Genomic DNA, 19,665 nt, shown 5'->3' with positions numbered 1-19,665 from the left:
ATTAGCGTTTATCTAACAGAGAAGTCATAGCGTCGCCGCAGAACTGGATAATGAAAACGATGATCAGAATGGTCACCGTTGCCACCAGCGTGACGTCACCATGGTTGCGCTGGAATCCTTCCAGATAAGCCAGATTTCCCAAACCGCCGGCGCCAATCACCCCCGCCATGGCGCTGTAACTCACCAGCGCAATCAGCGTTACCGTTATCCCTGATACCAGTGCAGGTGATGATTCCGGCAGTAAAACCCGAAACACGAGCGTGCTCAGTCGTGCGCCCATAGAGCGCGTTGCTTCGATTACCCCTTTGTCCACTTCGCGCAGGGCAATCTCCACCAGGCGTGCGTAGAACGGCGCGGCCCCCACAATCAGGGCCGGCAGCGCCGCGTTGGCACCAAGAATGGTACCGACGATGGTCTTGGTGAACGGGATCAACAGGACAATCAGAATGATGAACGGTATTGAGCGAAACACGTTTACCACAATCGAAATCACGCTGTAGACCGTGCGGTTTTGAAACAGCCCGCCGCGCGCGGTTAAGAACAGCGCCAGGCCCAGCACGATCCCCAGCACAAAGGTCGCCACCCCGGAAAGCGCGGTCATGTACAGCGTCTCCTGCGTCGCCGCCCAGAGCTGATCCCATTTGAGGTGCGGGAAGAGATTCTCAGCCATGTTTAATGACCTCGCCTTCAATATCGCTGTGCTTCAGGTCGGCGAGGATATTGTTCAGTTGTTCATCAGATGCCACGACGTGGACCCAGAGCTGGCCGAAAACGCCGTGGGCGGTTTGCGTCATTTTCCCGTGCAGGATATTAAACGGCAGACCGTAGCGCAGGGTCAGCTCACCCACGACCGGCTTGTGCGTGCTGTGGCCGGTAAAGGTCAGACGGATGACCGTGCCTTCCAGATCGTTTGCCAGTTCGGTATTGAAGGTTTCTTCCTCGGCGTACTGACTTACCTGGCGGACAAACTGCTGCGTAATCGGCTGCTGCGGATGGGTGAATACACTCAGCACATCCCCCTCTTCCACTACCTTACCGTTTTCCATCACCGCCACGCGGTCGCAGATCTTGCGCACCACATGCATTTCGTGGGTGATCATCACGATGGTCAGCTTGAAACGACGGTTGATATCCAGCAGCAGATCGAGGATCTGATCGGTGGTCTGCGGGTCGAGTGCGGACGTGGCTTCATCACACAGCAAAACGTCCGGGTTATTGGCCAGCGCGCGCGCAATCCCCACGCGCTGTTTTTGTCCGCCGCTCAGCTGTGACGGGTAGGCATTCTCACGCCCTTTCAGCCCAACCAGCGCCACCAGTTCCGCCACGCGAGCCTTGATTCTGGCTTTTGGCACACCGGCGATCTGCATGGAGAACGCGATATTCTCACTTACCGTGCGCGACCACAGCAGGTTGAAGTGCTGGAACACCATACTGATTTTCAGGCGTGCCTGACGCAGGGCTTCACCTTTTGCGGCGGAGATGTCCTGCCCGTTAATCGTGACGCTGCCAGCGCTGGGTTTCTCCAGACCATTCAGCAGACGAATCAGCGTGCTTTTCCCGGCGCCGCTGTAGCCGATAATGCCGTAAACCTGTCCCTGCTCAATCGTCAAATTGACGTTATCAACGGCTGTGAGCGCCGCCTTACCGTTGTCAAAAACCTTCGAAATATTTCTGAGTACAATCATTCTAATTCATTATCCGATCCGCCAATGGCGGTTTAGAAGTATGGATGTCCAAACGATAGTAAACAGGCGTTATCAGTTTTTAAATGAACAAAAAAGCATGTGTTATAACTTTCAGTAATAAACAACGACGCTACACGGCGGGAAGTATTTAGATTGATTTCAGCAATGATTATCTGCCAGACGCATAACGCTTAACTGATATGCGAAAAAAACGGTCATTATTGCAGCATTTTATGCCGAGATAGCCATCCTCACTTCCAGACAACTTTACGTCTTGCTGTCCTGACATCCAAAAACAGCACTGATATTCCCGTCTGTTATAAAAAGCAGTGAAGTGTTCTTTATTGCGAAAATTTCACCGCCCTATCATCCCGTCATGACACCCAGAAAGGAAAACCTCATGACGATTTACCACTCCGTCACCGAACTGATTGGCCGGACACCGCTGATCCAGCTGCACAAGCTTGATACCGGTCCCTGCTCGCTGTTTCTGAAGCTGGAGAACCAAAACCCCGGCGGCTCCATTAAAGATCGCGTGGCGTTATCGATGATTAACGACGCGGAGCGTACCGGCCAGCTACGGCCGGGTGGCACGATTATTGAAGCAACGGCGGGGAATACCGGCCTCGGGCTGGCGCTGATCGCCGCCCAGAAAGGCTATACGCTTATCCTGGTGGTGCCGGACAAAATGAGCCGCGAGAAGATTTTCCACCTGCGCGCGCTGGGTGCCCAGGTGATACTGACCCGTTCCGACGTCAATAAGGGGCATCCGGCCTATTACCAGGATTACGCCCAGCGCCTGGCCGATGAACTGCCGGGCGCGTTTTATATCGACCAGTTCAATAACGACGCTAACCCGCTGGCACATCGCACTACCACGGCACCGGAACTGTATGAGCAGCTTGACGGCAGAATTGACACCATCGTGGTCGGCGTCGGCTCAGGCGGCACGCTGGGCGGCCTGCAGGCGTGGTTTGCCGAGCATTCTCCGCATACGGAGTTTGTGCTGGCCGACCCGGCCGGGTCTGTGCTCGCCGATCAGGTCGAGACCGGTCGCTACCACGATGCGGGCGCCTGGCTGGTTGAGGGCATTGGCGAGGACTTTATTCCGCCGCTGGCCCACATTGAAAGCGTAAACCGCGCCTGGCGCATTACCGACCGCGAAGCGTTTGCCACCGCGCGTGAACTGCTGAAAACGGAAGGCATTCTGGCGGGCTCTTCCAGCGGCACCCTGCTGGCGGCGGCGCTGAAATATTGCCAGGCGCAAGCCACGCCGAAACGCGTGGTGACCTTCGCCTGCGACAGCGGCAATAAATATCTCTCGAAGATGTTCAACGACGACTGGATGCGCCAGCAGGGGCTCATCACGCGCCCTCAGGCAGGCGATCTCTCTGACTACATTGCCCTGCGCCACGATGAAGGCGCTACCGTCACCGCCGCCCCGGATGACACGCTCTCCACCGTTCTGGCGCGCATGCGCCTGTACGACATCTCCCAGCTGCCGGTACTGGAAAACGGTCAGGTCGTCGGCATTATCGACGAGTGGGATCTGTTGCGGCATATCGGCGGTGAAGCTGACCGCTTCGCCCTTCCCGTGACAGAGGCCATGACGCGTCAGGTGGAATTTCTCGATAAACGCGCCCCGGAAAGCGCCCTGCACGCCATCTTCGACCGCGGTCTGGTGGCCGTCATTAATGACAACGACCGTTTTCTCGGTTTGATTACGCGCAGCGACGTGCTGACCGCGTGGCGCAACCGTCTTCAGCCATAAGGAACAGATGATGAAAAACCTGGCAACCCTGAGCGTCCACAGCGGCGCGTTCAATGATCAGCATGGCGCCGTTATGCCGCCGATTTACGCCACCTCGACGTTTGCGCAACCCTCTCCCGGGGAGCATACCGGCTATGAGTATTCCCGCAGCGGCAATCCGACGCGCCATGCGCTCGAAACCGCCATCGCCGAACTGGAAGGCGGAACGCGCGGCTACGCCTTTGCATCCGGTCTTGCCGCCATCTCCACCGTGCTTGAACTGCTGGATAAAGACAGCCATATTGTCGCCATTGATGACGTCTACGGCGGCACATATCGCCTGATTGAAAATGTCCGCAAACGCAGCACCGGTCTGCAGGTCAGCTGGGTTAAGCCGGACGATTTAGCCGGGCTTGAGGCGGCTATTCGCCCGGACACCCGCATGATCTGGGTTGAAACACCTACCAACCCTCTGCTGAAGCTGGCGGATTTAGCGGCTATCGCTGACATCGCCCGTCGTCATAACGTTATCAGCGTGGCGGATAACACCTTCGCATCGCCGGTCATTCACCGTCCGCTGGCGTCGGGTTTCGACATCGTGGTGCACTCAGCAACCAAATACCTTAACGGCCACTCTGACGTGGTGGCCGGGCTGGCGGTGGTGGGCGATAATCCGGCGCTGGCGGACAGGCTTGGCTACCTGCAGAACGCGGTCGGCGGCGTACTGGACCCGTTTAGCAGCTTCCTGACCCTGCGCGGTATTCGTACCCTTTCGCTGCGCATAGAGAGACACAGCAGCAACGCGCTGGCGATTGCGCAATGGCTGGAACAGCATCCGCTGGTTGAACGGGTCTTTTATCCCGGACTGGAGTCGCACCCGCAATATCAGGTTGCCCGCACGCAGATGGCGCTGCCCGGCGGGATGATTTCTGTCGTGGTGAAAGGTGATGCGCAACGCGCCACAGAGGTGATTCACAACCTGACGTTGTTCACCCTTGCGGAAAGCCTGGGCGGCGTGGAGAGTCTTGTGAGCCAGCCTTACAGCATGACGCACGCCTCGATTCCGCTGGCGCAACGGCTGGCAAACGGTATTGTGCCACAGCTGATTCGCCTGTCGGTGGGGATTGAAGATCCTAAAGACCTCATCGCCGACCTCAGTCAGGCGCTGCAAAAATAAGCAAAATGCGGCAGGTCAATCACCTGCCGCGATAAGTTGTCATCATGGCTTAACGCGTTGATAACAATATTATGTAAAACGGCATTGATTATTTCTGAAACACCGTTTCCATTTTCCTTTTATCTTAAAATCAGCGTATAATGCGCGCCAAATCCTTGGTGAATGGTTTCAGCGCTTGGAATACAAAAAACAACGTACAACTTCTCCTCTCCTTCGTTGGGCTGTCACTCAGGCACACTTTCTTCTGCACGCTCATTTGATGTCTCCTATCCTTAGTGCGTGTCATATACTCTTTTGCAACACAGGTTTGACTCTGCGGCGGTGCGCCCCCGGAGCGAGATTTCCATATCCTTCCCAACTTAAAGACTAAGACTGTCATGAAAAAGACGAAAATTGTTTGTACTATCGGCCCGAAAACCGAATCCGAAGAGATGCTGAGCAAAATGCTGGACGCCGGCATGAACGTGATGCGTCTGAACTTCTCTCACGGTGACTATGCAGAACACGGTCAGCGTATCCAGAACTTGCGCAACGTGATGAGCAAAACCGGTAAAAAAGCTGCTATCCTGCTCGACACCAAAGGTCCGGAAATCCGTACCATCAAACTGGAAGGCGGCAACGACGTCTCTCTGAAAGCAGGCCAGACGTTCACCTTCACCACGGACAAATCCGTTGTGGGGAACAGCGAAATCGTTGCGGTCACCTATGAAGGCTTCACCAGCGATCTGTCCGTCGGTAACACCGTCCTGGTCGACGATGGTCTGATCGGTATGGAAGTGACCGCGATTGAAGGTAACAAGGTTATCTGTAAAGTGCTGAACAACGGCGACCTGGGCGAAAACAAAGGCGTTAACCTGCCGGGCGTTTCTATCGCGCTGCCAGCACTGGCTGAAAAAGACAAGCAAGACCTGATCTTCGGCTGCGAACAAGGCGTTGACTTCGTTGCAGCGTCCTTCATCCGTAAGCGTTCTGACGTGGTCGAAATTCGCGAGCACCTGAAAGCGCACGGCGGCGAGAAGATCCAGATCATCTCCAAAATCGAAAACCAGGAAGGCCTGAACAACTTCGACGAAATCCTCGAAGCGTCTGACGGCATCATGGTTGCACGTGGCGACCTGGGCGTTGAAATCCCGGTTGAAGAAGTGATCTTCGCGCAGAAGATGATGATCGAAAAATGTGTTCGCGCGCGTAAAGTGGTTATTACCGCTACGCAGATGCTGGACTCTATGATCAAAAACCCACGCCCAACCCGCGCTGAAGCAGGCGACGTGGCTAACGCCATCCTCGACGGTACCGATGCTGTTATGCTGTCCGGCGAATCCGCAAAAGGGAAATATCCTCTGGAAGCGGTTGGCATTATGGCCACCATCTGTGAACGTACTGACCGCGTGATGACCAGCCGTCTGGACTTCAATAACGACAGCCGCAAGCTGCGCATCACCGAAGCCGTTTGCCGCGGTGCGGTAGAAACTGCTGAGAAACTGGAAGCGCCACTGATTGTGGTTGCGACCCAGGGCGGTAAATCTGCGCGTGCAGTGCGTAAATACTTCCCGGATGCCACTATCCTGGCCCTGACCACCAACGAAACCACCGCGCGTCAGCTGGTGCTGAGCAAAGGCGTCGTTGCACACCTGGTTAAAGAGATTGCCTCTACTGACGATTTCTACATTCAGGGTAAAGCCATGGCTCTGGAAAGCGGTCTGGCACAGAAAGGCGACGTTGTGGTTATGGTTTCTGGTGCGCTGGTACCAAGCGGAACGACCAATACTGCATCCGTTCACGTGCTGTAATAATTCACGAACGAATTAATTTTGATAAAAAGCGCCCAATGGGCGCTTTTTTTATTCCAGTCATTAGCCAAACTCATTCAAAAAGCAAATCGGGTTTTTCTATTTAATTGCGAATTATCTAAGATGAATCCGATGAAAAATGCCTTTTTTTACATAGCTTTTTACTCAAAAAGGGCCGATTCGATGCTTCTTTGAGCGAACGATCAAAAATAGGCGTATTCCCATCAAAAAAATATTCTCAACCCAAAAAACTTTGTGTAATACTTGTAACGCTACATGGAGATTAACTCAATCTAGAGGGTATTAATAATGAATCGTACTAAACTGGTACTGGGCGCGGTAATCCTGGGTTCTACTCTGCTGGCTGGTTGCTCCAGCAACGCTAAAATCGATCAGCTGTCTTCTGACGTTCAGACTCTGAACGCTAAAGTTGACCAGCTGAGCAACGACGTGAACGCAATGCGTTCCGACGTTCAGGCTGCTAAAGACGACGCAGCTCGCGCTAACCAGCGTCTGGACAACCAGGCTACTAAATACCGTAAGTAATAGTACCTGTTAATAAAATGGCGCACATTGTGCGCCATTTTTTTTGCCTGCGTCAAACGGCTCTACTGCGTCATCTTCTCCCCTGCCTCTTCCGCTACCGCCGCGGACACACGACTGTTCTGCACTGACAATACGCTGTTACTGGCCGACGGGCCGCTTCCCGCAGAAACCATAACCGGGATCCCCGCACGGCGCGCCAGGGCTTTATCGATCAGCGCCTTATCGCTTCCGGACTGTGAAACAAAGGTCGCAAAGTCGGCGGAGTGCGTAATGGGCGAAATCTGTGGGTTTTCACCTTCCACCTGCGCCAGCGGACGATGGACCTCAATATAGCGTTTACCATCCGGCTCGACCGCGAATTTCACTGGCTCATTGATGATTTGTACCCGGGTACCAACCCGTACCTGTTCGAAAAGGGCTTTAATATCCGGGGCGTTCATTCGCATACAGCCGGAACTGACGCGCAAGCCAACGCTGTCTGGCGCACTGGTTCCGTGGATAAGATATTCCCCATTACCAATACCCAAACGCAGGGCATAGCGTCCCAGCGGGTTATTTGGCCCTGCGGGAACCACAGGAGGCAGTTTAATTCCCTGCGCCAGCGAACGGGCTCTGATACCGGCCGTCGGCGTCCAGGTTGGGTTCGGGATTTTTTGACTGACGCGGGTCGTGCTCACCGGTGTTTCCAGCCCCAGTTGCCCGATGCCAAGTGGGAAAACTTGGACAATGTTCTCTCCCGGCGGGAAATAGTAAAGCCGCAGCTCAGCGAGGTTCACAACAATACCCTCGCGCGGCGTGTCGGGTAGCAGCATCTGCGACGGGATCGTGATAACGGTTCCCGGTGCAGGGTTTACCGGCGCAATCGTATTGTTCGTTTCGAGGATCACCTGCGCCGCGGTATTAAACCGGCGGGCGATGGTCTGCAGCTTATTATCCCCTTCCTGTATGGTGTAGGTTTGATTTTGCCCAATCAGTCGACTGCCTGCGGGCGGCAACGGATAGTCCATCGCGCGGGCCGAATTAAGTGTACCGAGCGAACTGAGGAGTAATAGAGTTATGAGAGACGCGCGCTTCATGCTGAGATTCCTTATTCACTGGCAGAATGCCAGAAAGCTGAAAAACCAGCGAGGCGGGAACCACCTCGCGAAACAGAATGAATGCTGTTCTGTAAGTCTAGCTAAGGATTGCCGCTTTGGCGCGAATGGCGCGAATCATCGCTTCCAGTCCCTGGGAACGAGACGGGGTGAGGTGTTGGGTGAGGGCCATTTTTTCAAACCACGGGCGGACATCGAAGGCGACAATATCCTGCGCTGACATCTGGTGATAAAGAATAAAGACCACCGCAATCAGCCCTTTTACTATTGCCGCATCGCTGTCACCCTGCAGGGTTATCGTGCCATCGTCAGACTGCGCCATCACAATCCACACCTGGCTTTGACAGCCCTGAATACTGTTCTCCGGGGTATGCGCCTCTTCACTAAGCGGCGGCAGACGCTGCCCCAGCTCAATGATGTAGAGGTATTTCTCTTCCCAGTTTGCGCAACGCCCAAAGTTGCGCAGCAATTTCTCTTTATCCGGCAGTTCTGCCATCGTTCGCCTCTTTGTCAGCCCAGCAACTGGTGAATGCGTTTTAGCCCCGCCACCAGCCTGTCGACCTCTTCCATTGTGTTATACATCACCAGCGATGCGCGGCACATTGCCGGAACCTGGTAAAAGGCCATGAGCGGCATGGCGCAGTGGTGCCCGGTGCGCACGGCCACGCCGTAATTGTCGAGGAAGCTGCCCACGTCATAGGCGTGGTGTTGTCCCAGATTAAAGGCAATCACACCCTGTCGGTCAGCCGGCCCGTACAAGGTCAGGTCCGGCACGCTGGCCAGCTCCTGCAGCGCGTAATGCATCAGCAGCTGTTCGTACTCGTGAATGGCATCAAGGCCAATTCCGGAAACGTAAGACACCGCCGCCCCCAGCCCGATGATCCCGCCGGTGTTGGGCGTGCCCGCCTCAAAACGCCACGGCGCACGGGCGTAGGTGGTCCCTTCCGAGAGGCTAACGGTAGCGATCATTGACCCGCCCCCCTCCCACGGCGGCATCGCCTGCAGGATGTCCTCTTTCACATACAGCACGCCGATACCGGTTGGGCCATAAAGCTTGTGTCCAGAGAACACGTAGAAGTCGCAGTCCAGCGCCTGGACATCCACCGCGTGGTGCATTACCGCCTGTGCACCGTCAATCAGCACTTTCGCCCCGGCCTGATGGGCCTTATCGACAATCTCCGCAACCGGGTTTTCAGTACCCAGAACGTTAGAGACCTGGGTGACCGCCACGAGCCGCGTTTTATCGTCCAGCAAGGCGTCAAGCTGCTCAAGCTGTAACGTTCCGTCGAGGTTCAACGGGATGACGCGTAATTGCGCGCCAACGCGCTCACACAGCATTTGCCACGGTACGATGTTGGCATGGTGCTCCATCTGGGTAATGATGATGTTATCCCCGGCATGGACCTGAGCGTTACCCCAACTGTTAGCGACGAGGTTAATCCCCTCGGTGGTGCCGCGCACAAACACCAGCTCTTCCGGCGATCGCGCATTGAGGAAGGCAGCCACCTGCGTGCGCACGTTCTCCATGCGCTGGGTGGCTTCCGCGCTCAGGGTATGGATCCCCCGATGTACTGCTGCATAACCGTGGCGGTAGAACTCGGCTTCCGCATCCACCACCTGATTCGGTTTCTGCGCGCTGGCCGCGCTGTCGAGATAAGCCAGCGGCAGACCGTTCACTTCACGGGTCAGAACCGGGAAATCTGCCCGTACTTTCTCTACGGGAAAACTCATGCTTCGCCTCCGGGCAGACGCTGACCAATACGGGCCAACACCTGCTGCTTCAGTACGCCATCATGCAGCGCTTCCGTAAGCTCCGCCGCAAAGGCATAGATAATCATTTTCTGCGCCGCCTGCTGGTCGATACCGCGGGAACGCAGGTAGAACATCTGTTCGTCGTCGATCCGCCCGACCGTGGCGCCGTGGCTGCATTTTACGTCGTCGGCGTAAATCTCCAGCTGCGGCTTAGTGTCGACCTCCGCCAGGCGTCCCAGCAGGAGATTGTTGTTGGTCATCTGCCCGTCAGTCTTGATGGCGTGTTGCGCGACGTTAATCAGACCATTAAATACCGCGCGTCCTTTATCGCTGACGATGGTTTTGTGCAGCTGGCGGCTGTTGCAGTAACCTTTGTTGTGCTCAAGCCACGTGCGCGTATCGCACACTTCTGATTTGACCGGCATCGCCAGGCTGTTGATACGCAGCGTGGTATTTTCACCGTTAAGCTGGGTACTGGTGTTATGGCGCAGCACCGCACCGCCGAGCAGGAAGCTGTGGCTGTACGCCGCGGCATCCGGTCCCAGCAGGATATCGTTATGCGCGAAGTGGTGGCTCTGGGGGTTCTCAAACGCCAGCTTAATGTGGTGGAGCTGCGCATTGGCGGCAACGCTCATCGTCAGACGTGACCCGGTAAAGTGGCGGGTGTCATTGAGACTCACGTAATGCTCAATCACCGTCGCGTCGGCCCCTTCGGCCAGTTCAAGATGGTGGCGATAGTGGGCGGTGTTGATTTCATCGCCCTCTACGCCCTGGGTGATATGCATCAGAAGCAACGGCCTGGCCGGACGCTGGTTACGCTTAACCTGGATATGCGTCACGCTGCGGGCGAGGCTCTCGGTCAAATGCAGGAAAACCTCCGGCTGAACCGGGGCGCCCAGACTCTGGCGTTCGTCGTTAATCACAATCCCGTAACCGCTCTCCCGGGTGTCATCGCTCAGTTCAGGGTGATAAACGCCGTCGACAAAGACCAGCCGTACCGCATCCACGGTCAGCGCCAGGGCATCTCGTCGCTCCGGACCGATCGCCGCCGGACGCGCCACAAACTCGCCGCTCAGCAGGCCATCGAGCGGGGTATATTTCCAGTTTTCATGTTTACGCGTCGGCAGGCCGAGGCGCAGCATCTGCTGCAGGTGCTGCTGCGCCAGCTCAGAGCGATTCCCCTGCGCCTCGAACAGCCGGTGCCACTGCTGGAGTGCATTACTGCTGTTCGGTAAGCCAGCCATAACCCTGCTCCTCCAGTTGTTTAACCAGCGTGAAATCACCGGATTTCACAATGCGTCCCTGGTAAAGCACGTGGACGTAATCCGGCTTGATGTAGTCGAGAATACGCTGGTAGTGAGTGACGATAATGAACGAACGCTTGCCGTCACGCAGGGCGTTCACCCCGTCAGCGACAATCTTCAGGGCGTCGATATCCAGACCAGAGTCGGTCTCATCCAGAATGCACAGCTGTGGCTCCAGCACCGCCATCTGCAGAATATCGTTACGCTTTTTCTCGCCACCGGAAAAACCAACGTTGACCGAACGGGTCAGCAGGTCTTCCGGCATTTTCAGCAGTTTGATCTTCTCTTCCATCAGATCCTGGAAGTCGAAGCGATCCAGGGCCTCCAGTCCGCGGTACTTGCGCACCGCATTCAGCGCCGTCTGAAGGAAGAACTGGTTGCTGACGCCCGGAATTTCGACCGGATACTGGAAGGCCATGAAGATACCTTCACCCGCGCGATCTTCCGGCGACATCTCCAGCAGATCTTTGCCGTTAAATTCGACCGAGCCGTGCGTCACTTCGTAATCTTCACGTCCCGCAAGCGTCGCTGAAAGCGTACTTTTCCCGGAGCCGTTAGGCCCCATGATGGCGTGAACTTCACCCGGCTTGACGTCAAAATTGAGGCCACGCAGGATCGCTTTATCTTCCACGCTAACCTGTAAATCTTTAATACGTAACATGTGCTTTCCCTTAACCGACGCTGTGTTCAAGACTGATGGCGAGGAGTTTTTGTGCTTCAACGGCGAATTCCAGCGGCAGTTCAGAGAACACGTCCTTACAGAAGCCGTTCACAATCATCGAAATGGCATCTTCTTCACTGATTCCGCGCTGCAGGCAGTAGAAGAGCTGATCTTCCCCAATACGCGACGTCGTCGCCTCATGTTCCAGCTGTGCTGAATTATTACGGCACTCGACGTACGGGAAGGTATGCGCTCCGCAGTCGGCCCCGATAAGCATCGAGTCACACTGGGTGAAGTTACGGGCGTTGGTCGCCGTTGGCATGATTTTCACCAGCCCGCGATAGCTGTTCTGGCTGTGCCCGGCGGAGATCCCTTTCGAGATGATGGTTGATTTGGTGTTTTTACCGATGTGGATCATCTTGGTGCCGGTATCGGCCTGCTGATGACCGCTGGTCAGCGCCACAGAATAAAACTCACCGATGGAGTTATCCCCGCGCAGAATACAGCTCGGGTACTTCCAGGTAATGGCTGAGCCGGTTTCCGACTGCGTCCAGGACATTTTGCTGTTTTCACCTTCACACAGCGCACGCTTGGTGACGAAGTTCAGGATCCCACCGGTATTGCCGTCGCCGGGGAACCAGTTCTGCACCGTTGAGTATTTGACCTCAGCGTCTTTGTGAATAATGACTTCAACGACCGCCGCGTGCAGCTGATAGCTGTCGCGCACCGGGGCGGAGCACCCTTCGATATAGCTGACGTAGCTGCCTTCATCCGCCACCAGAATAGTGCGTTCGAACTGGCCGGTTTTTTCGGCGTTAATGCGGAAATAGGTGGAGAGCTCCATCGGACAGCGCACGCCTTTCGGCACGTAGATAAAGGTCCCGTCCGACGCCACCGCCGCGTTGAGCGCGGCGAAGAAATTATCGTTACTCGGTACCACGGTGCCGATGTACTTTTTCACCAGCTCGGGATGATCATGAATCGCTTCGCCAAAGGAGCAGAAAATAATCCCCTGCTCCGCCAGCTTTTCACGATAGGTGGTCGCCACCGAAACGGAGTCAAAAATAGCGTCTACGGCGACCTCTTTCCCCTCGCGCACGGGGACGCCGAGCTGATTGAACGCCTCTTCCACCTCTTTACTGAGGAAGCTGTTCTCCGCACCGGTCTGCTGTACTGCACCGGGCTGCGAAGCACACGTATCATCGCAGCTGCCGCAGGATGGCGCAGAGTAGTAGCTGTAATCCTGATAATTCAGCTTGTCATAATGGGCTTTCAGCCAGTGCGGTTCTTCCATCTCCAGCCAGGCACGGTAAGCGCTCAGGCGGAATTCCAGCATCCACTCGGGTTCGTTGCGTTTGGCCGAGATGGCGCGCACGACATCTTCGTTGATGCCTTTCGCCAGCTCATCGGTCTGCAGCTGCGTGAAGAACCCTTCTTTATAATTAAGGTGCCCGCCGCTCCAGGTATTTACATCACTCGTTGCTTCAGTATTACGAGACATAGTACCGCCTATACCCCAAAGCTTTCGCCGCAGCCGCATTCGTTCTGGGCTTTCGGGTTATGAAATTTGAATAACTGGTTTAAACCTTCCCGTACATAATCCACTTCCGTGCCGTCGATAAACGGCATGGCCTGCAGCGCGACGTACAGCTTCGCACCGTCGGTTTCAAAGACCAGATCATCTTTTTCGGGTTCGGTGACAGTATCCAGCACGTAGCCAAAGCCCGCGCAGCCGGTCTGCTTAACGCCTAAACGTACGCCGAGGATCTCGGGCTTTTTCGCCACCAGCTCGTGGATATGCGCTGCCGCCGCAGGCGTGAGCGTCAAACCACGCCAGGCAAAATCGGCAGGATTGAAGGTTTCTGAATGCAGTTCCATAGGTCCACCTCATCTGATTAGCCATCAGGGCATAACACCATGTTAGTGATAACGATTATCACTTCAACCCTCTGTCAGCAGGGGCATTCGGCTAAACCGCCCTTTTTGTCTACTTTTATTAAGCATAGACCCTGTCTGAAGATGCGGGCGGGATGGATGTAATTGTTCAATACTTTGAAAAATAATGGCTTATTTAATCAGCGAGAAAGCGCAAAACGAGGACGTAAAATATGCATCGGAAATGCCTATTTTTAAGATAGCTTTTGCTCTGGAAAGGAGAAAAAACAAAAAAAAAGGCCGCAAGGCCTCAGATAATCAGTGGTGAAATGAAACGCTAAATCCCTGCTCACGCCAGTGATCGAGCTGTTCCTGTTGACGGGGCGTTGGCGATGTTCCCGTCCAGACGAAGATTTTTTGCCCGGGGAACAGTTCAGGACGCGGCGAATCAATGGGTTCCGCCAGCACGTCAATATGCCAGCCTTTCTGGGCTAAACGCGCGGCTTCAAGCCAAAGATGTGTACGGTCATCGCATTCCCAGCCAATCAGCAGTGCGTCTTTACCCGCTTTCTTGCGCGATTCCGCGAGGCTTGCAATCGCAAATTCAATCAGGACACCGTCAAACAGACTCGCCATATGGCGTACGGTGTTTTGATCCTGATTCATTCGCTGACGGACGGGTGAAATGATGTTATCGATCAGCGCATCCATCGCGTGATCGCGGCGGAATTCACCGATTTTGGCGCGCAGCTTTGCCGGGCTGGCGTAACGCAGAACGGTCATCATCTCTTCCTGGAAAGAAGCCCAGTTACCCTGAGTCATCACTTCCTTATTTTCCAGCAAGGATTTTACTTTTCCGACCGAAACGCCGCTTTTCATCAGGCGCTTGATCTCTTCGATACGCAGGATATCTTCGTCGTCAAACTGACGATGACCCCCTTCGCTGCGCTGCGGCTTCAACAATCCATAACGGCGCTGCCAGGCACGCAGCGTAACGGGGTTGATACCGCATCGTTCGGCCACTTCGCCGATACTGTAATAGGCCATTAACTCCCTCACGCTCAGAACTTCCATACCTAACTACACCAACCTTATCAGATTGTACAACCCATTTGTAGAATTCAGACCTCATTTTGCACGGGTGAATGGCCTGCAAGGCCATCCAGCTGTTAATACATTGTTGTACAAATCTTGCCTGCCGTACAGTCAAGTCTGCAGGTTTTTGTACAGCTTCGTCAGAAATCGTATTTTTTCTCTGGCCATGCGATAGCCGGGATACCGCCGTGTCGGGGGCTGGCAAAAAGATGCCCCTGGAACTGAGAAATGCCCGCAGACTCCAGCCACATCCACTCTTCCGCCTTCTCCACGCCCACCGCGCAAAATTGTATTTCCAGTGAGGCACAGCATTTGATTATCGCCTGAATAATGGCCTGGCGTGGGCCACTTTTATGCACGTTCGCGACCAGATCGCGATTAATCTTAATTCTGTCCGGCTGGAATTGCGCCAGGAGCTGCAACCCGGCAAAACCGGCACCGAAGTGATCGATGGTTACGCTGATACCCGCACTTTTTAGCTGTCTGACCGAATGCGTAAACTCATCGAAACGGGAAATGGCTTCACTTTCGGTAAACTCCACCACAATTTGCTCCGGCACAAAGCCATTTGCATCAATAGCGGTGAGCAGAAAGTCCACGGCATTGGGCACGTTGACCAGCGTCATAGGCAGCAGGTTGATGGATAAAGTCTGATCCTGTAACCCCAGCGCGCTGGCCATGGAGAGAGCCACCTGTTTGCTTTGCAAATCAGAAGCATGCACTTCTTCACGCGTGCGATTGGCGAAATACGCTCCCGGTGAGTCACCGGATGGAGTGCGCAGAAGCGCTTCCCAGGAGACAACCTGCTGCATGAAAGGATCGACGATAGGCTGAAACGCAAAGCTACAGTCCGCCCCTTTTGCCACGACTTCAGGCTGCGCAGATAAGCGCGTTTCTTCCGGGACGAAATCCCAGGAATCCGCAGGCGGCAGCTCAAAATAGTTGGCTTTCTCTGTGGCCTCGACAAAGGTGCGGAAAAACTGCAGCGCACGGTCGTTGTAGGTCAGCTGGTAGCGGGTTGTGCCTTTATCAAGCACCTGCTGGAGCACCTCTTCCCTGTCGTACTGGCGCAAATCAAAGAGTTCCATACCCGCTTTACCGAAACGCCGTGAAGGCCCGTGATCGCGCATCAGCTCGACCACATTATGGTGGCGCGTGTCAGAGCAGATCTGTTCGTAGATGGACGTTACGTTTTCCGCAGGCCCTTCAAGCAATTGAAAAAAATGTGTGCCGTTGAACAGCAAGATCCCCGTGACGCTGGATTGCCGGTTTTTACTATTTGCAGCAGCGACCATATTTTCCAGCGCTTTCACTGGCACGTCCTCGCAGATGTGACTGCGGTAAATGATGGTTGTAAGCATGCGAGTCCTGGGGGGTTAGGGTTTGACCACAAAAACATGTGGGGAGACTTCTTTTTATAGCACATTAATTGCCTGACAAATAATTTACATCTCAATCATTTACGACCGTTAATGGTGCATTTATGGGGCGCTGTACAACTTAACAGTGGCTCGTCAATTTGTACAATATATTCTGTAACGCTACCGTTTCATGAACAACACACAACAAATTGAAAAATAAAGAATTTATAAAATATATCCTGATTTCATTAAAAATCTGTACATTTTTTATGTACAGATTTGGAAATTGTGTATACCTTAAATGTAACGTTACTGATTACAAAATTTTACAGGAGCGAAACATGCAGCAGAAAGGTTACGTCGCAGATTCCGCAGCAGCGATCGCACAGTACTTCGAAAAAGCCGCGCTTCCCACTCAACAGGAAACGCTGGGACAAGTTGTGGTTGAAATCCTGAGCGACGGGCGAAACCTTAATCGCAAATCGCTCTGTACCAAGCTGTTAAGCCGCCTCGAAAAAGCCGATGGCCCTGAAGAGGAAGAGCACTATCACATGCTGCTTGGTCTGCTCTTCGAACGGTAAGGTTATGAATAGCAGTGACGCAGATAAGCTGACTGACCAGTTGATTGGGGAAGCCGTTCTTTCTCTGTTGAAAGAGCACGGTCCGATCACCACTGAGGCTCTTGTACAGCGTCTGCGGGATATGAAAGTACATGAAAAGGATCCCCGGCGGCGGGAGACACTGGCGAAGGTGATTGCCGAAATTGGCTCAAACAGCTTCCCATTAAAACGTCGCAGAACCGCGCAAGGACGAATAACAAGAGAGGGACCTCTCAATGATAACCGAGACAATGTAGTGCCGTTATTTGGAAATGGAAAACCGTCCGATCCCAAAAAAATACATTGACTGCAATTTAACAGCTACGGTGAGAACAAATGAGACAAAATATTCAGCTTCAACCCGAATACCATTCTGCTTTTTTAGAAAGCGCGCTGTCGGAGTATTTCCGTCACGCAGGCGATCGTTTTGCTGAAGAGTCCGCTGTTTTTTCTACTGCAGTACGCTGTGTTCTGGCTTCCGAAGGCCATCTGTCAAATAAAGCCATCATTCTGTGGCTCATCCAGACGCTGGAAGCCACCCATGATGTTGTTCAGGCGGATGTTATTCGTAAGACGCTTGAAATCGTCGTGGGTTACACCATGGACGACCTTTAATTCCCAGCCGCTGCTCTCGTGTCATCGTCAAAACTGACGAACATTTGACGATGACACGCCCCCGCCCTCATAACACCCTGTAAAACAAGCACTTTAAAGATGGCATGGTTTCTGCTTAATCCCTTTTACGGGACTGGGCTTACCAGTCATTTTGCTTCATTTATTAACAGGTCTGTTATTGATGAAAAAAATCGCCAGCGTCTGCCCTTACTGTGGTGCAGGCTGCAAATTAAACCTTGTTGTTGAAAATAACCGTATCCTCCGCGCCGAAGCGGCAGAGGGGGTCACAAACCAGGGGACCTTGTGCCTGAAAGGATTTTACGGCTGGGACTTCCTCAACGACACCCGTCTGCTCACTCCCCGCCTGACCCAACCGATGATCCGTTATCGTAAGGGAGAGGCATTCACCCCCGTGACATGGGAAGAGGCTATCCGCTACACCGCCCACAAGCTCAGCAGTATCAAAGCGCAATTCGGTCCGCGCGCGATCATGACCACCGGTTCATCACGCGGCACCGGTAATGAAACCAACTACGTGATGCAAAAATTTGCCCGTGCGGTGTTGAACACGAACAACGTAGACTGCTGCGCGCGCGTTTGTCACGGCCCTTCCGTGGCCGGTTTACAGGAGACACTTGGCAACGGCGCAATGAGTAATTCAATCAACGATATTGAAAACTCAAAATGTCTGCTGGTATTTGGCTACAACTGCGCAGACTCCCACCCTATCGTCGCCCGTCGCGTGCTGAAAGCCCGGGAAAACGGTGCAAAAATCATCGTCTGCGATCCGCGCCGCATCGAAACGGCACGCATTGCCGACCAGCATCTGCAGTTGAAAAACGGCAGTAACATGGCGCTGGTCAACGCTTTTGGCTATGTGCTGCTGGAAGAGGAGCTGTACGACAAAAACTACGTCGCACGCTTTACTGAAGGGCTTGAAGCCTATCGGCAGACGGTCAAAGAGTATGCCCCAGAGCGGGTTGAACACCTCACCGGCATTCCCGCCAGTGACGTTCGTCAGGCAATGCGTACGTTCGCGGCGGCCCCTTCCGCCACCGTGATGTGGGGAATGGGCGTGACCCAGTTTGGTCAGGCTGTGGATGTGGTTAAAGGACTTTCCAGCCTGGCGTTGCTGACCGGCAACCTCGGCCGTCCTGCCGTCGGCGTCGGTCCCGTGCGTGGACAAAACAATGTTCAGGGTGCCTGTGACATGGGCGTGCTGCCGAATATGTTCCCCGGCTATCAGGATGTGACCGATCCCGCCGTCAGACAGAAGTTCGCCGATGCCTGGGGAATTGACGTCAACAAGATGGACGATCGCGTCGGGACGCGCATTACCGAAGTGCCTCACCTGGCGCTGGAAGGCAAGGTCAAAGCCTATTACATCATGGGGGAAGATCCGCTCCAGACGGAAGCCGATCTCGGCCTGGTCCGCAGCGGTTTTGACGCTCTCGATTTTGTCGTGGTTCAGGACATCTTTATGACCAAAACGGCGGAAGTGGCTGACGTGCTGCTCCCTGCCACCTCCTGGGGGGAACACGGCGGCGTCTTTACCTGTGCCGACCGGGGGTTCCAGCGTTTTGGCCAGGCCATTCAGGCCAGCGGCAACGTTAAGCGTGACTGGGAGATCATCAGCCTGCTCGCCACCGAAATGGGCTATCCGATGCACTACGACGATAACCAGCAGATCTGGGACGAGATGCGCGCGTTGTGCCCTCTTTTCTATGGCGTGACCTATGAAAAAATGGGCGAAATGGGCCACGTGCAATGGCCGTGCCCGACGCTGGATCATCCGGGAACGCCATACCTGTACAAAGACAATCAGTTCGACACCCCAACCGGCAAGGGGCAGCTCTTTGCTGCACCGTGGCGCGCACCGGCAGAAACCCCTGATGATGACTACCCTCTTGTGCTCTGCACGGTGCGTGAAGTGGGACATTATTCGTGCCGATCAATGACCGGGAACTGCGCCGCGCTGCAAAGCCTGGCCGACGAACCTGGCCGGGTACAGATGCATCCAGCCGATGCGGATAAGCTGGGCATCCGTGACGGCCAGCTGGTGTGGGTTCGTTCACGCAGGGGCAAGGTCATCACCCGCGCCAGCATCAGTGAGCGTATCAACGCCGGTGCGGTCTATATGACCTACCAGTGGTGGATTGGCGCCTGCAACGAGTTAACGCAGGACAACCTTGACCCTGTCTCTAAAACGCCGGAAACCAAGTACTGCGCGGTAACGCTGGAAGCCATTGAGGACCAGCGCTGGGCGGAGGATTTTGCGGCATCGTCTTACCAGACGATGAAAACGCGGTTGATCAATGCCGTGAACGTGTAAGGAAAAGAGGCTTAACGGTTTTGTAATTC

General features: G+C 54.5%; 19 protein-coding genes. 8 read left to right on the top strand and 11 right to left on the bottom strand.

The features are described 5' to 3' along the window. Position 1: 1 nt before the first annotated feature. A complete protein-coding gene (locus ACMGGM_RS00455) occupies positions 2–670 on the bottom strand; it encodes a methionine ABC transporter permease (protein ID WP_014883540.1) in 669 nt (222 codons plus the stop codon). Next, a complete protein-coding gene (locus tag ACMGGM_RS00450; protein WP_045135086.1) occupies positions 663–1,685 on the bottom strand; it encodes a methionine ABC transporter ATP-binding protein in 1,023 nt (340 codons plus the stop codon). The genes ACMGGM_RS00455 and ACMGGM_RS00450 overlap by 8 nt, the downstream gene beginning before the upstream one ends. 400 nt (positions 1,686–2,085) lie before the next feature. On the opposite strand from ACMGGM_RS00450, the gene ACMGGM_RS00445 reads away from it, so the two are divergent. The 4 genes from ACMGGM_RS00445 (at position 2,086) to lpp (ending at position 6,948) form a co-directional block, all read left to right on the top strand. Next, positions 2,086–3,456 carry a pyridoxal-phosphate dependent enzyme gene (locus ACMGGM_RS00445; RefSeq protein WP_045135085.1) on the top strand — a complete coding sequence of 457 codons (1,371 nt, stop codon included), beginning with the start codon at positions 2,086–2,088 and terminating at the stop codon, positions 3,454–3,456. Positions 3,457–3,466: 10 nt separating this feature from the next. After that, on the top strand, positions 3,467–4,612 hold the full coding sequence (locus tag ACMGGM_RS00440) for a trans-sulfuration enzyme family protein (RefSeq protein WP_014883537.1): 1,146 nt from the start codon (positions 3,467–3,469) through the stop codon (positions 4,610–4,612). Positions 4,613–4,989: 377 nt separating this feature from the next. Next, complete coding sequence (pykF, locus tag ACMGGM_RS00435) at positions 4,990–6,402, top strand: pyruvate kinase PykF (RefSeq protein ID WP_014883536.1); 1,413 nt, start codon at positions 4,990–4,992, stop codon at positions 6,400–6,402. 309 nt (positions 6,403–6,711) lie between these two features. Then, positions 6,712–6,948, top strand: a complete 237-nt coding sequence (gene lpp, locus ACMGGM_RS00430; RefSeq protein WP_001082307.1) for a murein lipoprotein Lpp — start codon at positions 6,712–6,714, stop codon at positions 6,946–6,948. A 62-nt stretch (positions 6,949–7,010) separates the two neighbouring features. Here lpp and ldtE read toward each other — a convergent pair whose 3' ends face one another. The 9 genes from ldtE to ACMGGM_RS00385 form a co-directional block, all read right to left on the bottom strand. Beyond that, the gene (gene ldtE / locus ACMGGM_RS00425) at positions 7,011–8,024 is read right to left on the bottom strand and encodes a L,D-transpeptidase LdtE (protein WP_045135084.1); all 1,014 of its coding nucleotides are present in this window, start codon (positions 8,022–8,024) and stop codon (positions 7,011–7,013) included. 97 nt (positions 8,025–8,121) lie between these two features. Beyond that, on the bottom strand, positions 8,122–8,538 hold the full coding sequence (gene sufE, locus ACMGGM_RS00420) for a cysteine desulfuration protein SufE (protein WP_014883534.1): 417 nt from the start codon (positions 8,536–8,538) through the stop codon (positions 8,122–8,124). A 14-nt stretch (positions 8,539–8,552) separates the two neighbouring features. After that, positions 8,553–9,773 carry a cysteine desulfurase SufS gene (gene sufS, locus ACMGGM_RS00415; RefSeq protein WP_045135082.1) on the bottom strand — a complete coding sequence of 407 codons (1,221 nt, stop codon included), beginning with the start codon at positions 9,771–9,773 and terminating at the stop codon, positions 8,553–8,555. Then, positions 9,770–11,038, bottom strand: coding sequence for a Fe-S cluster assembly protein SufD (sufD, locus tag ACMGGM_RS00410; RefSeq protein ID WP_045135081.1), 1,269 nt, complete (start codon positions 11,036–11,038; stop codon positions 9,770–9,772). The genes sufS and sufD overlap by 4 nt, the downstream gene beginning before the upstream one ends. After that, a complete protein-coding gene (sufC, locus tag ACMGGM_RS00405; RefSeq protein WP_032636843.1) occupies positions 11,013–11,759 on the bottom strand; it encodes a Fe-S cluster assembly ATPase SufC in 747 nt (248 codons plus the stop codon). The genes sufD and sufC overlap by 26 nt, the downstream gene beginning before the upstream one ends. 10 nt (positions 11,760–11,769) lie before the next feature. Then, complete coding sequence (gene sufB, locus ACMGGM_RS00400) at positions 11,770–13,260, bottom strand: Fe-S cluster assembly protein SufB (protein ID WP_014883530.1); 1,491 nt, start codon at positions 13,258–13,260, stop codon at positions 11,770–11,772. 8 nt (positions 13,261–13,268) lie between these two features. After that, the gene (gene sufA / locus ACMGGM_RS00395) at positions 13,269–13,637 is read right to left on the bottom strand and encodes a Fe-S cluster assembly scaffold SufA (protein ID WP_008500631.1); all 369 of its coding nucleotides are present in this window, start codon (positions 13,635–13,637) and stop codon (positions 13,269–13,271) included. Positions 13,638–13,952: 315 nt separating this feature from the next. Beyond that, positions 13,953–14,681, bottom strand: coding sequence for a MerR family transcriptional regulator (locus tag ACMGGM_RS00390; RefSeq protein WP_014883529.1), 729 nt, complete (start codon positions 14,679–14,681; stop codon positions 13,953–13,955). 188 nt (positions 14,682–14,869) lie between these two features. After that, entirely contained in the window at positions 14,870–16,090 is a 1,221-nt protein-coding gene (locus ACMGGM_RS00385) for a diguanylate phosphodiesterase (protein WP_014883528.1), read from the bottom strand. A gap of 341 nt (positions 16,091–16,431) precedes the next feature. Between ACMGGM_RS00385 and ycgZ the strand changes: the two genes are divergently transcribed. The 4 genes from ycgZ (at position 16,432) to fdhF (ending at position 19,636) form a co-directional block, all read left to right on the top strand. Next, on the top strand, positions 16,432–16,671 hold the full coding sequence (gene ycgZ, locus ACMGGM_RS00380; protein ID WP_008500634.1) for a regulatory protein YcgZ: 240 nt from the start codon (positions 16,432–16,434) through the stop codon (positions 16,669–16,671). Between the two features lie 4 nt (positions 16,672–16,675). Continuing rightward, the gene (locus ACMGGM_RS00375; RefSeq protein WP_032628871.1) at positions 16,676–16,996 is read left to right on the top strand and encodes a hypothetical protein; all 321 of its coding nucleotides are present in this window, start codon (positions 16,676–16,678) and stop codon (positions 16,994–16,996) included. A 29-nt stretch (positions 16,997–17,025) separates the two neighbouring features. Continuing rightward, positions 17,026–17,304 carry a biofilm/acid-resistance regulator YmgB/AriR gene (locus ACMGGM_RS00370; RefSeq protein WP_014883526.1) on the top strand — a complete coding sequence of 93 codons (279 nt, stop codon included), beginning with the start codon at positions 17,026–17,028 and terminating at the stop codon, positions 17,302–17,304. A 181-nt stretch (positions 17,305–17,485) separates the two neighbouring features. Further along, complete coding sequence (gene fdhF / locus ACMGGM_RS00365; protein ID WP_032636849.1) at positions 17,486–19,636, top strand: formate dehydrogenase subunit alpha; 2,151 nt, start codon at positions 17,486–17,488, stop codon at positions 19,634–19,636. The last annotated feature ends 29 nt before the right edge of the window (positions 19,637–19,665 follow it).

This window comes from Enterobacter sp. BNK-14 (assembly GCF_047456095.1).
GTDB lineage: Bacteria > Pseudomonadota > Gammaproteobacteria > Enterobacterales > Enterobacteriaceae > Enterobacter > Enterobacter kobei.
This window is presented reverse-complemented; position numbering and strand designations above follow the sequence as displayed.